General features: G+C 56.4%; 22 protein-coding genes. 6 read left to right on the top strand and 16 right to left on the bottom strand.

What is annotated here, in order from left to right; genetic code table 11:
- The 6 genes from P0D89_RS45265 to P0D89_RS45240 all read left to right on the top strand — a co-directional run.
- Positions 1-625, top strand: a 625-nt coding sequence (locus P0D89_RS45265; protein ID WP_408378677.1) for an oligosaccharide flippase family protein, incomplete at its 5' end; no start/stop codon positions are given.
- 50 nt (positions 626-675) lie between these two features.
- Complete coding sequence (locus tag P0D89_RS45260) at positions 676-858, top strand: polysaccharide biosynthesis C-terminal domain-containing protein (protein ID WP_408366984.1); 183 nt, start codon at positions 676-678, stop codon at positions 856-858.
- Positions 848-1,951, top strand: a complete 1,104-nt coding sequence (gene glf / locus P0D89_RS45255) for a UDP-galactopyranose mutase (RefSeq protein WP_408366982.1) — start codon at positions 848-850, stop codon at positions 1,949-1,951. Before P0D89_RS45260 ends, glf begins: the two co-directional genes overlap by 11 nt.
- 234 nt (positions 1,952-2,185) lie before the next feature.
- Positions 2,186-3,022, top strand: a complete 837-nt coding sequence (locus P0D89_RS45250) for a DUF707 domain-containing protein (protein ID WP_408366980.1) — start codon at positions 2,186-2,188, stop codon at positions 3,020-3,022.
- A gap of 330 nt (positions 3,023-3,352) precedes the next feature.
- Complete coding sequence (locus P0D89_RS45245; RefSeq protein WP_408366978.1) at positions 3,353-4,588, top strand: flippase; 1,236 nt, start codon at positions 3,353-3,355, stop codon at positions 4,586-4,588.
- 35 nt (positions 4,589-4,623) lie between these two features.
- Complete coding sequence (locus P0D89_RS45240; protein ID WP_408366976.1) at positions 4,624-5,769, top strand: hypothetical protein; 1,146 nt, start codon at positions 4,624-4,626, stop codon at positions 5,767-5,769.
- Positions 5,770-5,993: 224 nt separating this feature from the next.
- Here the strand turns inward: P0D89_RS45240 and P0D89_RS45235 are convergent, their stop codons facing one another.
- The 16 genes from P0D89_RS45235 to P0D89_RS45160 form a co-directional block, all read right to left on the bottom strand.
- Positions 5,994-7,799 (bottom strand): outer membrane protein assembly factor BamB family protein, encoded by a 1,806-nt coding sequence (locus P0D89_RS45235; protein ID WP_408366974.1) that lies wholly within the window; start codon positions 7,797-7,799, stop codon positions 5,994-5,996.
- A 611-nt stretch (positions 7,800-8,410) separates the two neighbouring features.
- Entirely contained in the window at positions 8,411-8,743 is a 333-nt protein-coding gene (locus P0D89_RS45230) for a hypothetical protein (protein WP_408366972.1), read from the bottom strand.
- Between the two features lie 14 nt (positions 8,744-8,757).
- Positions 8,758-10,185 (bottom strand): IS4 family transposase, encoded by a 1,428-nt coding sequence (locus P0D89_RS45225; RefSeq protein WP_408366970.1) that lies wholly within the window; start codon positions 10,183-10,185, stop codon positions 8,758-8,760.
- A gap of 83 nt (positions 10,186-10,268) precedes the next feature.
- The gene (locus P0D89_RS45220; RefSeq protein ID WP_408366968.1) at positions 10,269-10,637 is read right to left on the bottom strand and encodes a hypothetical protein; all 369 of its coding nucleotides are present in this window, start codon (positions 10,635-10,637) and stop codon (positions 10,269-10,271) included.
- 58 nt (positions 10,638-10,695) lie between these two features.
- Positions 10,696-11,160, bottom strand: a complete 465-nt coding sequence (locus tag P0D89_RS45215) for an HNH endonuclease (RefSeq protein ID WP_408366966.1) — start codon at positions 11,158-11,160, stop codon at positions 10,696-10,698.
- 13 nt (positions 11,161-11,173) lie between these two features.
- Complete coding sequence (locus P0D89_RS45210; RefSeq protein ID WP_408366964.1) at positions 11,174-11,464, bottom strand: DUF2471 family protein; 291 nt, start codon at positions 11,462-11,464, stop codon at positions 11,174-11,176.
- A gap of 75 nt (positions 11,465-11,539) precedes the next feature.
- Positions 11,540-11,800, bottom strand: coding sequence for a hypothetical protein (locus P0D89_RS45205; RefSeq protein ID WP_408366962.1), 261 nt, complete (start codon positions 11,798-11,800; stop codon positions 11,540-11,542).
- Between the two features lie 300 nt (positions 11,801-12,100).
- Complete coding sequence (locus P0D89_RS45200; RefSeq protein WP_408366960.1) at positions 12,101-12,316, bottom strand: hypothetical protein; 216 nt, start codon at positions 12,314-12,316, stop codon at positions 12,101-12,103.
- A gap of 330 nt (positions 12,317-12,646) precedes the next feature.
- Complete coding sequence (locus P0D89_RS45195; RefSeq protein ID WP_408366958.1) at positions 12,647-12,808, bottom strand: DUF6726 family protein; 162 nt, start codon at positions 12,806-12,808, stop codon at positions 12,647-12,649.
- 35 nt (positions 12,809-12,843) lie between these two features.
- Complete coding sequence (locus P0D89_RS45190; protein WP_408366956.1) at positions 12,844-13,176, bottom strand: hypothetical protein; 333 nt, start codon at positions 13,174-13,176, stop codon at positions 12,844-12,846.
- Between the two features lie 13 nt (positions 13,177-13,189).
- Positions 13,190-13,525 carry a hypothetical protein gene (locus P0D89_RS45185; protein ID WP_408366954.1) on the bottom strand — a complete coding sequence of 112 codons (336 nt, stop codon included), beginning with the start codon at positions 13,523-13,525 and terminating at the stop codon, positions 13,190-13,192.
- Between the two features lie 559 nt (positions 13,526-14,084).
- Entirely contained in the window at positions 14,085-14,261 is a 177-nt protein-coding gene (locus P0D89_RS45180) for a hypothetical protein (protein WP_408366952.1), read from the bottom strand.
- Positions 14,262-14,606: 345 nt separating this feature from the next.
- On the bottom strand, positions 14,607-15,107 hold the full coding sequence (locus P0D89_RS45175) for a S1 family peptidase (RefSeq protein ID WP_408378675.1): 501 nt from the start codon (positions 15,105-15,107) through the stop codon (positions 14,607-14,609).
- A 96-nt stretch (positions 15,108-15,203) separates the two neighbouring features.
- On the bottom strand, positions 15,204-15,461 hold the full coding sequence (locus P0D89_RS45170; RefSeq protein ID WP_408366948.1) for a hypothetical protein: 258 nt from the start codon (positions 15,459-15,461) through the stop codon (positions 15,204-15,206).
- A gap of 41 nt (positions 15,462-15,502) precedes the next feature.
- Positions 15,503-15,898: a type II toxin-antitoxin system VapC family toxin gene (locus P0D89_RS45165; protein WP_256458408.1), complete on the bottom strand. Its 396-nt coding sequence runs from the start codon at positions 15,896-15,898 to the stop codon at positions 15,503-15,505.
- A complete protein-coding gene (locus tag P0D89_RS45160; protein WP_408366946.1) occupies positions 15,898-16,140 on the bottom strand; it encodes an AbrB/MazE/SpoVT family DNA-binding domain-containing protein in 243 nt (80 codons plus the stop codon). The genes P0D89_RS45165 and P0D89_RS45160 overlap by 1 nt, the downstream gene beginning before the upstream one ends.
- Positions 16,141-16,528 lie beyond the last annotated feature (388 nt).

Raw genomic sequence — 16,528 nt, 5'->3', positions numbered from 1 at the left:
GCTTTTCCAGGGCCTGGAACGGATGACGTTTATCGCCATCTCGGTCTTGAGCGCGCGGGTGCTCCTGCTTCCGCTAACGTTCTTCCTAGTGCGCTCGGCGGCCGACACGTGGGTCGCCTCGCTGATCAACTCGATGAGCATGGTTGTTGCAGGAGTTGTCGCATCGGTCCTGATCGGGAGAAACCGACTAATCATCGCGTTGATGCCGAGTAAGGCGGGCGTCATCGAGGCGATTCGTCAGGGCTGGCATACGTTCATTTCCACCGCAGCGATCAGCTTGTACACGACCACTAACAGCGTGATGCTAGGGTTTCTTGCCAGAGACGTCGCTTTAGGTTACTTTGGAGTAGCCGACAAGGTTCGCAACGTCGCCCAAGCGCCTCTCGGACCGATCGCCAATGCAATTTACCCACGCGTGACCGCGCTTTTTTCCGAAGATTCCGAAATGGCGTTTGGGCTGGTGCGCAAGATGCTTTACGTGCTTGGCTCGACCATGTTGCTGGCTTCGATCGCTCTGGGTCGGCGCGGATTGGATTGTTCGTATCGCGATGGGGCCCGGGTACGAAGAGGCGGTCCCCGTCCTGAAATGCATGGCCCTCATGCCGTTGCTCATCTGTCTGAGTAATGTGCTCGGCGTCCAAGTGATGCTGCCGCTTGGCATGAAAAAGAAGGTGAGTGGTCGTCTCCGGCTTGTTCAACGTCGCCCTGCTTGTTCCGCTTGCATTGGCGTTTGGCGCTCAGGGCGCAGCTATCTCGGCGCTTGCCACCGAATTTCTGGTCACGACCTCGATGGCACGCTACCTCACCAGATGCAAAATTTCCGGTTTCTATACGAGGCTGCGCAGAGATGAAATATGACTTCCTTATCGTCGGCGCCGGCTTTGCAGGGGCGGTCTGTGCTCAACGCCTGGCGGCAAGCGGCAAGTGCGTGCTAGTCGTCGACAAGCGAGATCACATTGGAGGCAATGCCTATGACCGCAAGGACGAAAATGGCGTCCTGGTCCATCCGTATGGGCCGCATATTTTTCACACAAACAGTAAGCGCATATTCGAATACCTGTCGGGTTTTACCGATTGGCGCTTCTACGAGCATCGCGTAAAGGCTTTTGTGGACGGGCATCTCTATCCTATACCGATCAATCGTACGACGATAAACAAGTTGTACGGCATCAATCTTAGCGAGCAGGAAACGGTGGCGTTCCTCGAGTCCGTACGTGAAGCTCGAGAGACAGTCACTACCAGCGAGGACGTAGTGTTGAGCAACGTTGGCCGCGATCTGTGCGACAAGTTTTTCCGTGGCTACACGCGCAAGCAATGGGGACTCGATCTGTCTGAACTGTCAGCGGGTGTCGCAGCCCGAATTCCCACGCGTTCGAACGACGACGATCGGTACTTCACCGACGCTTTCCAGTTTATGCCGGCGCGCGGCTACACCGCGATGTTCGAAAAAATGCTTGCCAGTCCAGGTATCGATGTACGTCTGTCAACCGACTACAACGAGATAAAAGCGACTATCGAATATGGTCACCTTGTGTACACTGGGCCGATCGACGCATATTTTGGCTACCGCTTCGGCAAGCTTCCGTACCGCAGCCTGCACTTTCAACATCTGCACCTGAGCGACGTGGAGCGCTTTCAATCGACAGGTACGATCAATTATCCGAATGATCAGGAATACACAAGGATTACAGAATTTAAGCACCTCACCGGGCAACAGCATCAGGGCACATCGATTGTGAAGGAATACCCGAGAGCCGAAGGTGAGCCCTATTATCCGATTCCGCGTAAGGAGAACGAGGCCTTATTCATGCGCTACGACGCGCTCGCAGAGGAAATTGTCGATGTCACTTTTGTGGGCAGGCTGGCGCAGTATCGTTATTACAACATGGACCAAGTCGTTGGCGCGGCGCTCAAGGCTGCTGAAGGACTTATCTTAACGGAGCAGGAATAAAAGTGCTCCAACCGCCATCCTCGGTGGCATGGAACGTTTGCACAGACGGGTTGGCAGGGGCGCAAGATATTGCCTAGAGGACGCGGCGCGTTGTGCACTATACGTCTTGCATTTGCCCGTGATGGACTCTCAGGAGTAGTTGTTTCATGTTTATTGGACCGACGCCGGTCCCACTTCCTAGTAACTGTCTTGCTTCTTCCGCAATCTGACTTTTACGTCATAGGAAACGGAGAGATGAATAAGTATCTAGTCGTTCTCAGGTGCGGAGACAGTTCGTTGCATCCGCAATGGTTCAGTAGCGCGGAGATCCCAAACTTTGATTTGGTGTTGAGTTACTATGGGAAAAACAAAAATTACGCAGACGTCTTTGCTAAGGCCATACATCGATTCAAAGGATCAAAGTGGGAAGGCATCAACGACTTCGTGTCGAACAGTGAACAATTGATTTCGCAATATCGTTACATTTGGCTCCCGGACGACGATATTCTGACCGATATTCCAACGTTAAACGAGTTCTTCGAATACGTAGAACGAGAAAATTTTGCGCTCGCGCAGCCGTCTTTAGACGAGAGAAGCTATTTCAGTCACGCAACGACGTTGCGAAACAAGGCGTTCGAGTTCCGGGAAACGAACTTTGTGGAGGTGATGGTGCCATGTTTCTCGTCGAATGCTTTGCATGCGATAAAAGACACGTTTAAACAGACCAAATCAGGTTGGGGCCTCGATTTCTTGTGGCCCGCACGAGTATCTTCATTAGGGAAGGTCGGTATTATTGACCGATTTTCCGTATTTCACACGCGCCCACTTGGTTCGGCTGGTCACGGTACAGGAAACGGGGCGAATACAAGCCCATGGTCTGAACTGAATCAGACGCTAGCGCGTTATGGATTGTGCGCGTCAATAAAAGTTCTTCAGGGCAGAAGGAGCGATGAAGGCAAAACGCATGCAAGCGGACGTCTGGGCAATCCGGTGTTCCTCGCACATGCAGTGAGAGGCAGCCACCCTGTGCGACGAAGAAATATTGACACTTATAAGGGGCTCTTGAAGGAGTACCTCCCGTGGCTGCATTAGGTACATCCAGGGCCACCTGCACCAAGATTAGGCATGCGGGTTCGGTAGGGTGGTTCCAGCCGCGGCTGTAGAAAAGCCGCGACTCAAATGTCTGGGGAATTTGAGGCAGGCGGGCCTTTCCGTATGACAGCGCAGATCCTATCGTCTGAGAATTGAAGAAGTGGGTGCGGGGCCGGCTAGCACGACGTGAGCGAGTTTTTGCCTCATTGTTATGCCGAGCGCCTGGCAAACATCATGCGATTGACTTAGCTCGCACGCCATCCCCTTCTTGTAGAGAAACGGTTAAAACCCACGGGCTGACGCACTATGGCGCATCGACTATTGCGGAACATGCTGGCACTGTCGGTCCTGCAAGTGGCAAATATGGTGCTGCCGCTCGCGACGCTACCGTACCTGTTCCGCGTGCTAGGCCCCGACCACTTTGGCGCCTATGTTTTTGCCCAGGCCGTGATCGCCTATCTGGGTCTGCTGGCGGATTACGGCTTCAACTGGTCAGCCACGGGTGAGATTGCAAAGGTGCAAAACGACCGCGACGCGGTCTCGAGAATCTTCTGGAAGACGCAGGCAGCCAAATCCCTTATAGCGTGTGTCGGCCTTGCGCTGCTGGTGCTGGGCGTTTTGCTGGTGCCGAAATTTATCGAGCTTCGGCCCATCATGTTTGCGACCTTTCCGTTTGTGGTCGGCACGGTGCTATTTCCGCAGTGGCTCTTCCAGGGTCTGGAGCGGATGTCATTTGTCACCGTGGCGACATTGAGTGCACGTCTGCTTGTGATACCCGCTACCTACCTTCTGGTTCACTCGCCGGCGGACACATGGAGAGCGGCGCTCATCACGTCGATGAGCACCGTTGTCGCCGGACTCTTCTCATTGACGATGATCGCGCGCATGAAATTGATCTCGTTCAGGCTTCCGGGCGTAAGCGACGTTGTCGAAGCCTTTCGGGAAGGGTGGCACGTGTTCCTGGCAACCGCTGCAGTCAGTCTTTATACGACAACCAACAGCGTATTGCTCGGATTTCTAACGGGCAACGTGACGCTCGGTTACTTCGGCGCCGCCGACAAGATTCGCAACATGACGCAATCCTTGATATCGCCGCTCAGCAATGCACTGTACCCGCGCATGAACGCACTGTTTGCAGAGGACATCGTAAAGGCCTATGCACTGGTGCGCAAAGCGCTTTACGCGATGAGCGCCATCATGTTCGTCGCGTCCGTGATGCTCTGGGTGCTTGCTCCATGGATCGTTCGCATTGGCATGGGGCCGCAATATGGACCGGTGGTCGACGTTTTGCGGTGGATGGCGTTTGTGCCTTGGCTGGTGGCTCTGAACAATATTCTTGGCCTCCAGATGATGCTGCCGCTCGGCATGAAGAAGAAATTCAGCGAGATCCTGCTTGGATCCGGTGTATTCAACGTCGCGCTGTTGGTGCCTCTTTCGCTTCGCTTTGGAGCGCAGGGCGCGGCGATGTCCATACTTGCAACAGAGGCGCTTGTTACCGGTTGCATGGCGCTTTATCTGATCCAGAAAAGGGTTCCGATCTTCCTCGCAAGAGCATCGACTGATTAATGTTGCATGCAGAGTTTGTTAAAAGGAGCTGACGCATGAGCACATCGCATTCGAACGTCGACACACGGGGAATAGCTGTAGTGATACTTGCGTGTCGCGACTATGCGGCCCTCGAGTTGGCGCTTGCGAGCCAAATGGCTTACCGGCCGCCGGGCGTGCCGTTCTACGTGCTGCAGAATTGCCGCGGCGGCTACGATGCCGAGCGAACGCTAGGTGTGGCCCGGCGATATGAAAGACTGTTTCCCGGCGTCGTCAACGTTGTCGACGACATCGTCCCTGGAGACCCTTATCGGTCGATCAGGAAGCTACTGGCGAAGCCGGAGTTTGAAGACATCGACCTGGTTTGTAAGGTCGACGACGATGCGTTTCCGATTGCGCCGCAATGGCTCGACCAGATGATCGAGGCCTACCAGGGCGCTGAGCGGGGAAATGGCCGGAAGCTCGCGTACGTCACGCCGCTCATCAATAACAACGCATGGGGTTTCCCTCAGCTGATGAGGGCGATGAACCTGGAGCAAGAGTACTTTGCCACGCAGGCCCATCCGCATTTCGTCGGGTCGGGCAGCAGCGGGCGCTTTCCGCTGCGGATCATTCCGGCGGAGCAGATCGAGACCGGTACGAACGGCACCATCTGGGGCTATCCGCACATCGCGCGTTGGCTGCACGAGCGCACCACCCTTCAACCCGACGCTTTCATCGCTGCGACGCGAACGCTTGAGCAGTGCGATGTGCCATCGCAATCCCGCTATTCGATCGGCTGCATTCTGTTTCGCAAGTCGCTCTGGGATGCGATCGACGACGGGGGCCGCGATGACGAGCATATGATGCACATGCATTGCGAACGCAACGATCTCCGTATCGTATGCGTGCGCCGGGTACCATTTGTCCATCTTGCGTATTTCACGCAGCGCGAGGAGAACCGTGACATCGTGGACACGGCTCTTGCGCTCTATGGCTCACGGCTTTCGCACCCGTTTCCTCTAACGCTTTACGCTGATCGCGAGCGGGAAAACGAGGCGCGATTGCGTTGGCTTGAGGATCGATTGAATGCACCGGCCACGCCTAGGCGGGAGTGGCTTCGGAAGCTTACGCCGAAACGGATAAAAGGTGCCGTGCGGCGGCGCCTGGCTTTGCTTTGGCCGGCGCGCAGCGCGCGCGGCGTGCCAGGCGAACTCAGATAATCGGCCGAAAGTCTTTTTTGAAATGGGTGGGCTGAGTAGATCGGTCTTTAGTGATCGCGGGAGAATATTCGCCGATCGGATACATGAGCCGCTCCTTGCGGCGCAACTCGGAGCGCGTCGTTGAGGTTTTGCTTCCTGCGCAGCGGAACGATGGACGGGCGGATAACCCAGGGCGCCCGGGGCGTGCATGAGCTAACGTGCACGGCTTGCCCCGGGGAGCTTGATTAGGGAAGGCTATAGGCATGAACCCTATGGTCGCTGCCCGCGACGAAGACCTGCCCGTTCACGACCGTCGGCGGTGCAAAGTTACCCTCGCCGGTTTGAACTGGCGTGTAGTGGCGTGTGAAAAGTTGGGTTCCGTTTGTCGCGTCAAATGCATACACGTCGTTGCCCATCCCGTCGGCATAGTACACCACGCCGTTTGCGGCGACTGGCGGAATAGCCGGATTGAACGTACCGGGCCTGCTTTGGGGCACTACAGCCTGCCATACCGGTTTGGTGTTCACGGAACAGTTGCTGCCGATGGACAATGCGATTAGCCCGCGTGTATAGATCCCCGCACCGGATGGGGACACCACGTAAAGCTGATTCAGCACCGGGTCGAACACAGGCAAGCCTATATTGTTGCCCTCGGCCGAATTCTGGGAAATCGTCAACCTTTGAATGGGACCCGCCTGCTGAATGGTGGCCCGGTTATAAATAAACAAAATTCCCGACTTGTTGTAGGCGGCAAGCATCGTCGTCGGGCAGTTGCGAGGCTGGAAGAGCATTGCTGTAGCTCCGAAGTCGATGTCCGCATTGGGCGCGGGTTGAAGCGGCGAGTTCGACGCGGCCACCGCCAAGGTCGGGGTGAGCTTCACGACGTGTTCGGCGAACCCGGCGTTTTCGGGAGTGGCGAATGCGTTGCCCGTCAGTGCATAGACGACTGTACCGTCAGGCGGAATCGATACGCCCCCGAAGCCCCATATGCCGCCCCCGTCCGGTCCGCTTGCACCGGTAGGGAACCAGCGTTGCAGAATGGCGGCAGGGTTGGTGGTCGAAGCGCGGACAACCTGTCCGTGGTACGGCGTGTCATCGCAGGGGTCACCGGCCGTCGCAACGTATATTGAGGAACCGTCGGGACTGAGCGTCAAGCCGCCGTACACCATCGTTATCGGAGAAACATTTGCCGCGTCGAGGAGAGGCAGGTTGAAGCCCGGGAGATCTGCGCCGGTCGCCATATCATACGCATGCAGGTAACCTTTCCCGCTCACGACGAACAGGCGGTTGTTGGCATGGTCGATGACAGGCGTCCCCTGCACACCAATCTTGCCTTGGAACAGGCCGGTGCACTTTTGCAAAGTTGCTTGCGGGATGGCGGCACTTTTCCAAATTATTTTGCTCACGTCCGCGGCATTCAGCGCATACGTGGTGTTTCCCTCCGTCGCAACATAGACGATATCGGTCGGCACGTTACCGATCATCACGCCGGTAGCCAGAACCGGCTGTGTCAGGATGGCGCCGTCAAGAACAGGCGACACCCTGGGTGTTGGATTGTGTTGTTCTGTCAACGTCCTCACGTTGGTCGCGTTCAGCACCGTCTCGACGGGGTTATATCCGGTCCGCTGCCTGTTCATGCCATACGTGGGCCAGTCGGTCGTTGTAAAGGTCGCGGCGGTGGCGGCTCCCGGTGTCCGCGCCAACGTAGCGAGAGTCGCTGGCTCGGGAGCCTGAAACGGCGTATCAGCAGCCGGCCCGCGATCGTCGCGAAATCGGTTCGGATTGATCTTGTCTCCGCCGTTCTGTTTGTCTACCTCCGATCCGTCGAGCGCGCTGGCAGGCGCAACGCTCGGTCCGACGCCAAACCGATGCGGGCCATGGGGGAACGGTGAGTTTGCCGACGCCCCTGCGGCTACCGCGAGACCCGGCGCGAGCGCCGCGGCTGGTGCTGCGTTCGAGCTTTGCGCTTGTGCACTGGAGCCGGCCATGCCAGTGAGCATCAAAGCGGCAGCTAGTCGAGCAGCGTTGATTTTGTTGTGTGCGTAATTCATAAATCCACCTCGTGCACGTCAAGTTATTGCCTTGTTGAGAAGCCCGCGCACCCTCTCCAGCCGCGATGTGCCGACTGTGAGGCGCGTGGCAACCGTAAGATCAATCCTAGATGATCGGAACCGAAGTGCAAGCAAAGGCGTTTTTTGACTACGCTTTGTCGAAACGACAGTTATCCTTATGAATCAAGACTCTTCACGGTGCGCTCCGTGCGGTAAAGATTACGCTTCAACCCTAATGTGCTCGTATGCGAGGGTAGGCCGGCCGCATCTGGGGGGCGCAACGTGCGTGCGACCGACAAGCGCTACTGCATAAATGGGACGATCAACGTCCCGCTCCGGCAACGAGCGAAAGGGATGGCAATGCGTGCCTTGGATGCTTTACGCTGCCAATACGTTGAAATCGGGAATTGCGTCAGTATTTGCGTAGCCATGCAACGCTTCCTTTTAGCCGGTAGAACTAACCGTTATCGTTATCGTTATCGTGGTCGGGTCGTTGGCTTGGCTCAAAAGGTTTTCTATTCCAGTACTTACGCGGGATATTCGTGTAGTTTTCTTCATGCGATCAGCCCTGCGCTATCAGGGGAGGCCGCTTACCGCGGGCCCGTTCGGGCTCAGGAATCGCCGAGAGACCTTTTCCAGTCAGTCGGCCTGACTGTGTCGAACTGCCTTCGACCAACCGCCTGTTCAAAGTATCGGATATAGAGGATGATGACGCTAAAACGGCGGTCACCAAAAACGAGAATGCGAGCAAGTCTTCTGGCAAAAACAGAGGCAGCCCAAGGTGGCGAGGGGCCGCGATGCCGAAACACCATATCGACATAGTTGCGCAGTCCGCATGCGTACTTCCACTGCGTGGCAGCGGGCATGCGCCTTGTCTCAATCCACTCGCGCAACGAGTGCGGGCGCTGCACCAGATCGCGGTTCTCCCCGTCCTTGTGCATCATGTGGGAGCTTGTGTTTACCCACTATTTTCACGCCCCAACCAGTATCCGATCTGGATGTCGACAAGCCGATGCATGCCGCGCCAGATGACCTTATTGCCGGGCGGAGGATCATTGGCGCGTGCGAGATGGCCGCCCAGCTGGGCGAGCTTGATGAGGCAGCGTGACAGGGGAGGCGCCTGTGCGGTGCATGCCGTATCCTGGACGAGCTGGTCAAGAAGCGTCACCTCGGTTGTGGTAAGTGCCACCTCCGGAGAGGCCTCGGGTGCAGATCGATTGATCTCGGTCAGCCAGAATACCCGCCGCGCAAGGATGCAGAAGATGGCGATCAGGTTGGTCAGCCGGCTGGCCGTACGCAACTGCGACTCTTCAGCCTTGCAGCCGGACCTCAGGTTTTTGTGAAACGTCTCTATTTTCCAGCGCATCGAGTACCAATTGATCTTTTCGATCGCGTCTGCACGTGAGTTCACCGGCAGGTCAGTGACAAGCTTCCATTCGACACGTGGTCGCTCCGCTGGGTCGCCGCGCTCCGTCGCGTGGATGACGGTCAGCCTGAGCGCTGGATAGTGCCGCTGCTTCGCGTCGGGCGGCCAAACGGTGACGCGCCGATATCTGATCTCCAGCAGCGCCTGGTGAGGGCGCCCTTTGGCGTCGCGAAATTCGATCCGGTGCAATCCCTTCACTCGCACCTCTGACATTTCGTCTGCAACGGTATGCTCGCCGTCGCCGGCTAACCTGTTAGCGCAGGTCCGCGCCAGAAAATGTGTTCCGAGCTCGCTGGCAGCGCAAAACAGTTCAAAAATATCGCTTTCCCGGTCTCCGATATGCACGCAGCGATCGGAATCGCCGAGTCGCGCCGTTGACTGCCGCAGGTTCTCAATCCAGCGAAAGCTTTCCTTCTTCTCGATCGGTATGCGCGTGAAATTGACTTTCCTGCGCTTTTTCGCGGTGTCCTTGAACTCCTTGCGGCTCCAGAACTTGATGGCTGTCAGCCCGAGTGGCAGACCTTCAGTTGTGACGGCGAGACTTGAATGCATCAAAATGCCGCATTGTGAGCTTGCTTTGTCGTGACCGTATCGCCGGGCTGCGGTCAGTGTGTTGCTTGCATAACCGATGAGCTCGGGATGTTCCCTTTCGTATGAAAACGTGGTGGTGTCCTGAAGTACAAGAATCGGTCCATCGGTTGTGGAAAAGCGCTGCGCGGTTGCCCGGAAATGTCCACTTAGAATGTCCTGCTCACTGACGCGATCATTGTCCATAAAGCGATAGGCCGCCATGGTGTTGGCCCAGTCCTGACAGGCAAACGGAATGCTCTGACCCATACCCGCCCACAATCGCTCGAGTAGCATTGCAAACCGCTTGCGAAGCCGCACGTCCTCAAATTCACTCCCCGCGACCTCCTGATCCAGCCATGATTCGTCACCGCCTTGTTCTCGTCTTTTCATCTATCATATAGGTATCCTAAATTACTCCGGGTTAGCAGAGTTTCTGATTGAGATGTGGGTAATCTCAAGCACAGGATCCCTGTTTATTTGCTGATTTTTTGCAATGTGTCCATCGCATCTTCTAGAGACTTCATTGTGTCTTTCTGAAGTCGTTCCATGTGCTTAGGTTCAGGACGCCACATGCCGATCGAATTGCGCGATACGTCGAATCCGATTTGGTAAATCGTCGCCAGCGCTTCATCCGCTGTCGGGAAAGTCGCCGCGTTTTCATCCGAGGGATCAACGTTCTTCCGCGCGAGGGCTACGAGCGATTCGGTGTTACCCGTTTCCACAAGGAGGACGCACCAGTCTCCAACAATTCTTTGCATCATAAAATCGGAAATGAGACCACGGGCGCGCTGTGCGCTTGCGAGCTCAACCGGAACGAGGCGAGTTTTTTTCCGTTGCGTCATAGGATGTGTTTTCCGTGGTGTTCGCCGCCTGTTCTAATACGCGGCGCGATTGCGCATGTCAGGGGCGCTGCTCGGCTCCGTCGCGCTTTTTTGATTGTCGTAGCCGCTCGCGCAGTTGCACCTTCCGGATGACCGGCATATTAGAGGCCCTTGCGTTACAGTCCGCATGCGTCAAAACGAGATTTGACGGATGATCCGTGCCCCCAACCGATTTGGCGAGGATATGTTCTATGGTGGTGTCGTCTTCAGGCATGCCATCGCCGCAATAGAAGCAATCTGTCCGATCACGGTCGCGTAATCTGGCGATTTGTCGGCGACGTTTTTTGTCTTGACTCCCGCACACTCCGGTAGAAGGTGATGGAGGCGAAGGATTGCCAATCGGCCGAGTGAGCCGGACGGTAAACGGCACCGCGCAAACTTCGACTGCGTGCCCTTTCTTTAGCAGGACGTCTGCTCGCTCGTGCGTACAATTCGCGAGCGGGACGCCATTTTCGTCGTTCACCAATACGTCGGCACGTGGCATGTCTTTTCCGTCGTCAGTTCACGCGATTCCACTCGGCGTAAATCGCGCCGAAGACAGAGGGAACAACGTCGTGGCCTTCAAACGACACCGGTCGGTCATCTTTTGGATAGCCCATTGCAGGAGAAGCCCGCAACATGCCGAGCATTCGAGCGCTATGTTTGCCCGTTGACGATACCTCAACGAGAACTTCCGACTCGATTTGATGAATCAGCGCCCAGGTCAGCGTTCCGGCCGCCCGATGGCGTAGTACAGCCGCAGGCACCGCTTCTTTGAGAGCCGCATCAGCGGCATACAGCGCGTCCATTCTTTCTCCGTTTTTGCAGCGGCACCGGCCGGCTATGCCGTCGTCAATTTCCTGTGCTGCGTCTGGGCCGCTTCGTTATCCCTGCGACAGCTTATCGCCGTCGCAATGGGTTCCCGTCGTGATTGTCGTCTTTCCGTCTGCACCGACCGAAACATCCCGAACATACTCGCGGCAGATTTGACCATCGGGGCGCTGAACGGCAGAAAGCTCAACGCTTGCTCCGTTGGCTGTGAATGTGCTGACCGACAACAGTTTGGATTGAGGCGCACTGGCCTCTGCGGCAAAAACTACGCTACTGCACGCTAAAGAAAGACCAACAACTTGCATTTTCTTCATTTCGTTTTCTCGTGAGGGTGTGGTGATCGGGTCGGACGACTCACGGTTGCCACCGATCAGGCGTCCGCGCTTTTCCGCTGTTAAATCGACACGCTTTGTCCTTTGCCTTCCCATAAAGTGCGAGATGCCAGAGACGACGTATCGCCCGATTGTCCAACCGCTAGCATGCGATCACCCATAGGGCGAATCCTGCTTCCATTCGGCTTCTGCGACTGCCTCAGCAGCGCGCACACCATCTGGAATTGCTTTTTGCTCATGATTTTCCTAGACGTTCCGCTTGAGGCCGCGCCCTTGAATCGATCAGTGGCCGAGCCAGACGAATCCGGCATACAGGGTTCCGATTGCGCCCGCCCCGAAGGCTAAGCGTCCGACCAGATCCGCCAATCGCTTGTCGATCCGATTCTTCGCGCCAAGAAACGCTCCTACGTAGGCGAGTGTGCCGACGAAGATGGCTACCCCAACCTTGACGATACCCGTAACTGCCGCCGACGTGATCGGCGAGAAATCGATTTGCATAGTAGTTTGGCCCTGCTTCCCTTTGCCGGTCAGTTGAAGATGGCCAGGCAGCCGCCGCGCTCGCGCCATTCGCAACGTCAGCGCATCGCGTCGGCACGGAACGATGCAGCTACCCGGTGTGAATCATCCGATGCTGGTTCACGGCATCTTCGAAGCGATCGAAGCGTCCCTTGTGCTCACGCCCTTGCCAAAGCATGAAGCGTGATACCCCATTTACGAAGATACCTACCAATCGTCCATCCAGCGGGATGCGACCAGCCGTACTCGTTATCCTGTTTCCATTCGCCAACGGTTGCCAATTCCGACATATCGTTTTCGCCTGCATTGTGGTCAGTCGATGGCAGCGGCACATGCATCAGTTGGCGCCGCCGCCACATGCCCAACAAGCGGAATCACCTTGAGCCCAGCGGAAACAATACGGCACGGCGCGGCAGCGGCCCCGCATCCAGAAAGCCCAGTCATCAGTGGGATGAGAACCATAAGTTTATGCATTGCCTTTCCGTTGTGACAGTTATGCGCTCGCGCGCTCACTCGACACCATTAGCAACAACCTGCGCCAGTGAATGGGCAACAGGCAGCGCTTCTTGCGTCATTGGCCTGAGGGGGACGGTGACGACACTTCCCGTCTGAACCTCGACGCACAGTATCTCTTCGCCTGCATCGTCCCCGACTGCGAAAAATCCCGGCAGTCGTTCACCCACGTCCAAATCATCATTCAGTTGCAAGGCTGAAGCCAGCGTGTAAATCCTCAGTTGCCCATCGTCAGGCATCATCAGGTCGTACAGATATTTGCCGGATGCATCGAGAGCGGGACGCGAATGGCTTTGATAGAAATCCGCTACCACAGAGGGTACTTTCACTACTTTTCCAGTGTTAATCCGCTAATTCAATTTTGCGCGCCGTGCGCACTTCCAATCGCGGCGGTATGCGCGCGATTCCCCATGCTTCGAGCAGTCCATCAAACGAGGGAGCCGGGGCGTCCTTAAGCATCGGTAGCGCCTTTCCGGTCAGCCGATACTGAACTCTCGCGGCCGCGCTAGCACCGGGCCGCTTAGCTCGCTCCAACACGCCATGCCGAACACCATACTGGACAGCGTCAGAAGCATCCCGCGAATTCATAACGCCGTTGGCCGCGATCTGCGCGACCGTAGCTGGCTGATGTTCACGCAACCACTGAATGAGCTTATGCGCGTTGTCGTGTGCCTTCATAACTGCCCGTCTCCGTATGTTCAGTCGCGCCCAGCTTTTCCTTGGCGTCAGCGCGACGGCTTCCACGTCACATCGTTTTGGCAAGAGACAATCGAGCCATCGCGTGCAACACCCGCATTCCCCGTTTGCGACTCAGCGCAAACCGCTCTCCTTTGCGGCTTCTGAGTCACGTTGTGCCAGCCGGTCGCGCCCATCACAACAGCAGTCACCAGCAAAACAATGCGCGTTCCAGTACTCATCTGTGTGTGTCCTTTTCCTTGTTGTCTATCCTACTTCGTCGCGGCGGGCTGTTGAGTCGCAGGGCAAGCGATGCGCAATTCCTTCCGGTTGAACCCCGTGTCCTCTGCGAGAGTGGTGTAGCCACCGGGACAAACTTCATTCGCGCGCTTGTAGCAGACGTTCCACCCGAGGGCCGCCCCGCAGGCAATCACATATTCGCTGTTCCCGTCTGGCCGCTTGATTTGCTGCGTAGTCGTGCACGCGGTCGCCAGCATCGAGAGAGATGATGCCCAGCCCCGCTGCGTGCTTGCTCTGGCGCGTATGCTTTTCCGGTCTGTGATCAGTCGACCTTGATGATTTCGAGCTCGTACTCCGCCATCCACTCTGAACCGGTGCCACCGTCGCTGGTCACGACGCCGTTATCGAGCTGGTCGCGGATCTGTTCCTCAAACTCTTCGAGTGAGGTGCATTCCATTTCTTCGAGTTCCGCATCCGAAACTTCAATCCTGATGATCACGTGTCTCTCCCTTTGCGCCGGCAGGACCGGCCTCTCCGATTTAAAACTACGATGCCACGAGGACCGCATTTCTTAATGGTATTCGCACATGACAAGCCCAGAAATGGTTTCCGCATGCGCCATGATAAAACTTGGATCTTGCCTCCGCCAGTGCCTCCAAGCGCTAAGATGGAGGTTATTCTCGTTGGCAAAGGACACAACCGCGTTAGTGTTGTACAGATATATCCACTTGTCTCCGTATCCGATACTTCGGAGGTTTTCCGGGGCAGTGGCGGGAGCCACGGAGCCCGCAAAGAGAATGCCGACAACGAGCCCTGCATAGTCGAGCACCGCTGATCCGGACGCTCAGGGATACGCAGCCATCCTCATCCGTTGAATATAGGGCGGCTGTTGCGGATTTCCCCACGGCTCGACCTGCCCCCAGGTCGGTGTGACCTTGAATTTCCTTTCGAGTGGAGAAGAGAAACCAGCTGAGAAGATATCTTCGATACCATCGGGCGTCAGGACATGGCCGTCCGCTGTGATCCTGATCGCACCAAAGACGTCGGTATGATGCTTTGTCGAAAGCGCAGCCAAATCATAACGATCACTCTTAGTAATAACTGTGGCCTGAAGCCATGCCCCACTATCGATGCGCACCCTGATTGTTCTTGGGTTACATTTCTCCACGACATGCCGATTAGTGAACATGTCGCCGCCCTCGTTATAAAAGAATGCCGTACCGAAGACCACTACTCGACCGGCGTCATTCTTGGCCGGTCTAGTTTTCGACTCGGAAACGGGAGCATCCAGCGACACCAGGCGAGGGGGAACAGGCTCTTGCCTGCCTTGAGCGAAACCCAGCATAGATACTGTCTGCCGCACAGCTGATAGTTATACCAAGCGCTCGTTGCCTCTTCATCTCGAGATCTTTTCCTAATGTTTCAGTCTTTTCCGATAGAGTCAGTGGCTGGTCGTCAGGTTGCGAACGCGCCCGGTGTTCAGACTTCCGAACTCGCGTTGCACCGCGGCGTCGGGAGATTTCTGGGCAGCACCATGCGATAGGTTACGAACGCGCCCGGTGTTGAGGGTGCCAAACTGCTTTTGCATTTCACTGTCGGCAGACTGAGAAGCCGACTGCCGTTGATTGGCGACCTCACCGTTCGCCGCTATCGCGAAAGCCGGGCCCGCGAGCAAAATTGCTACGATCAAATTCTTCATGCACCTTTCCTTTTCGCGCGGCCGAAGCACGCTTTTCCTCTTTACTTGATTAACCGCAAGCCAGCCGACTTAGCGGCCTTCGCGTCGAACGTCGCTGTGTACTCGCAATGTGCATCATGACAAGCGCGCTCGATCAGGCAGTCCGCGAAATCGGCCTTCGAGGAAGTGAACACGCGAAGGGCTTTCCAAACTGTTTCGGCAGCTTCGACGCTCAACTCCTTAGTTCGAAGAAGGCCCTCAACCACCTTTGCAATCTGGTCACGATCGGCCGCGTACAGGCTGGAGAGAACCCACACGACTTCGACTAGGGCAACCTGCGTTACGTAGCCGGGTTCGTCAACCGTCAGCGATTCAATCAGCGTACTCGCCTTCGGCGATTGCGCTGCATCATCCTGGGCGATGTAGCGGACTAGGACGTTTGTATCGAGACCGATCATTAAGCACCGGCTCCGCGTGCGGCGATGGCAGCATTCATATCTTCAACGGACACGGGCTTGGCCGGCTTCCCTACAAGTCCCTTGAGCGATTCCACGGATTTTGTCGCGGGCACCAACTCGTAGCGACCGGTGGTCTCGTTGAAGACGAATTCGATTCTGTCGCCGGTTCCCAACCCTAAATCGCTCCGAACGCCGACTGGAATCGTGACCTGACCCTTTGACGTAAGTGTCGCGGACGCCATGATGTTCTCCTTGATTTCGCTGTTCCTTACTTTACGGTAAGGCGATGAAGAAATCAAGATATGAATGCGGTTTTTAGTCCCCTGTCCCGGTATATCGGCCGCTCAAGCACAAACTTCAATGCAAGCCGATCCTCGCTCTAAACGACCATCAATCGCAGTCTTGATCGAAAGCGGCCATCGCTTCACGCAGGCGAAAAACAATCCCCGGGGTTAGCCCGGGGATGTCAAAAGATCGACTGGCCGCGCGTTAGGCGGCCTCGGCAAAGAGATCAAGCTGCGGTGACTCGGGTTGCGTCCGCGCCCGATGCTCACCGTCGCTGATACTGTGCGCGACGAGGTGTGCGTCCAGTCCCAGCAGTGGGAGCGCGGTGGTCAGCTGGTCGGCTAA

It is taken from the genome of Paraburkholderia sp. RL18-085-BIA-A (assembly GCF_046027075.1).
GTDB lineage: Bacteria > Pseudomonadota > Gammaproteobacteria > Burkholderiales > Burkholderiaceae > Paraburkholderia.
This window is presented reverse-complemented; position numbering and strand designations above follow the sequence as displayed.

Excerpts from the sequence above, each read along its gene's own strand:
- glf (WP_408366982.1), top strand. The coding sequence starts at position 848 with ATGAAATATGACTTCCTTATCGTCGGCGCCGGCTTTGCAGGGGCGGTC.
- P0D89_RS45250 (WP_408366980.1), top strand. The coding sequence starts at position 2,186 with ATGAATAAGTATCTAGTCGTTCTCAGGTGCGGAGACAGTTCGTTGCAT.
- P0D89_RS45245 (WP_408366978.1), top strand. The coding sequence starts at position 3,353 with ATGCTGGCACTGTCGGTCCTGCAAGTGGCAAATATGGTGCTGCCGCTC.
- P0D89_RS45240 (WP_408366976.1), top strand. The coding sequence starts at position 4,624 with ATGAGCACATCGCATTCGAACGTCGACACACGGGGAATAGCTGTAGTG.
- P0D89_RS45235 (WP_408366974.1), bottom strand. The coding sequence starts at position 7,799 with ATGAATTACGCACACAACAAAATCAACGCTGCTCGACTAGCTGCCGCT.
- P0D89_RS45230 (WP_408366972.1), bottom strand. The coding sequence starts at position 8,743 with ATGATGCACAAGGACGGGGAGAACCGCGATCTGGTGCAGCGCCCGCAC.
- P0D89_RS45225 (WP_408366970.1), bottom strand. The coding sequence starts at position 10,185 with ATGAAAAGACGAGAACAAGGCGGTGACGAATCATGGCTGGATCAGGAG.
- P0D89_RS45220 (WP_408366968.1), bottom strand. The coding sequence starts at position 10,637 with ATGACGCAACGGAAAAAAACTCGCCTCGTTCCGGTTGAGCTCGCAAGC.
- P0D89_RS45215 (WP_408366966.1), bottom strand. The coding sequence starts at position 11,160 with ATGCCACGTGCCGACGTATTGGTGAACGACGAAAATGGCGTCCCGCTC.
- P0D89_RS45210 (WP_408366964.1), bottom strand. The coding sequence starts at position 11,464 with ATGGACGCGCTGTATGCCGCTGATGCGGCTCTCAAAGAAGCGGTGCCT.
- P0D89_RS45205 (WP_408366962.1), bottom strand. The coding sequence starts at position 11,800 with ATGAAGAAAATGCAAGTTGTTGGTCTTTCTTTAGCGTGCAGTAGCGTA.
- P0D89_RS45200 (WP_408366960.1), bottom strand. The coding sequence starts at position 12,316 with ATGCAAATCGATTTCTCGCCGATCACGTCGGCGGCAGTTACGGGTATC.
- P0D89_RS45195 (WP_408366958.1), bottom strand. The coding sequence starts at position 12,808 with ATGCATAAACTTATGGTTCTCATCCCACTGATGACTGGGCTTTCTGGA.
- P0D89_RS45185 (WP_408366954.1), bottom strand. The coding sequence starts at position 13,525 with ATGAAGGCACACGACAACGCGCATAAGCTCATTCAGTGGTTGCGTGAA.
- P0D89_RS45175 (WP_408378675.1), bottom strand. The coding sequence starts at position 15,107 with ATGCTGGGTTTCGCTCAAGGCAGGCAAGAGCCTGTTCCCCCTCGCCTG.
- P0D89_RS45170 (WP_408366948.1), bottom strand. The coding sequence starts at position 15,461 with ATGAAGAATTTGATCGTAGCAATTTTGCTCGCGGGCCCGGCTTTCGCG.
- P0D89_RS45165 (WP_256458408.1), bottom strand. The coding sequence starts at position 15,898 with ATGATCGGTCTCGATACAAACGTCCTAGTCCGCTACATCGCCCAGGAT.
- P0D89_RS45160 (WP_408366946.1), bottom strand. The coding sequence starts at position 16,140 with ATGGCGTCCGCGACACTTACGTCAAAGGGTCAGGTCACGATTCCAGTC.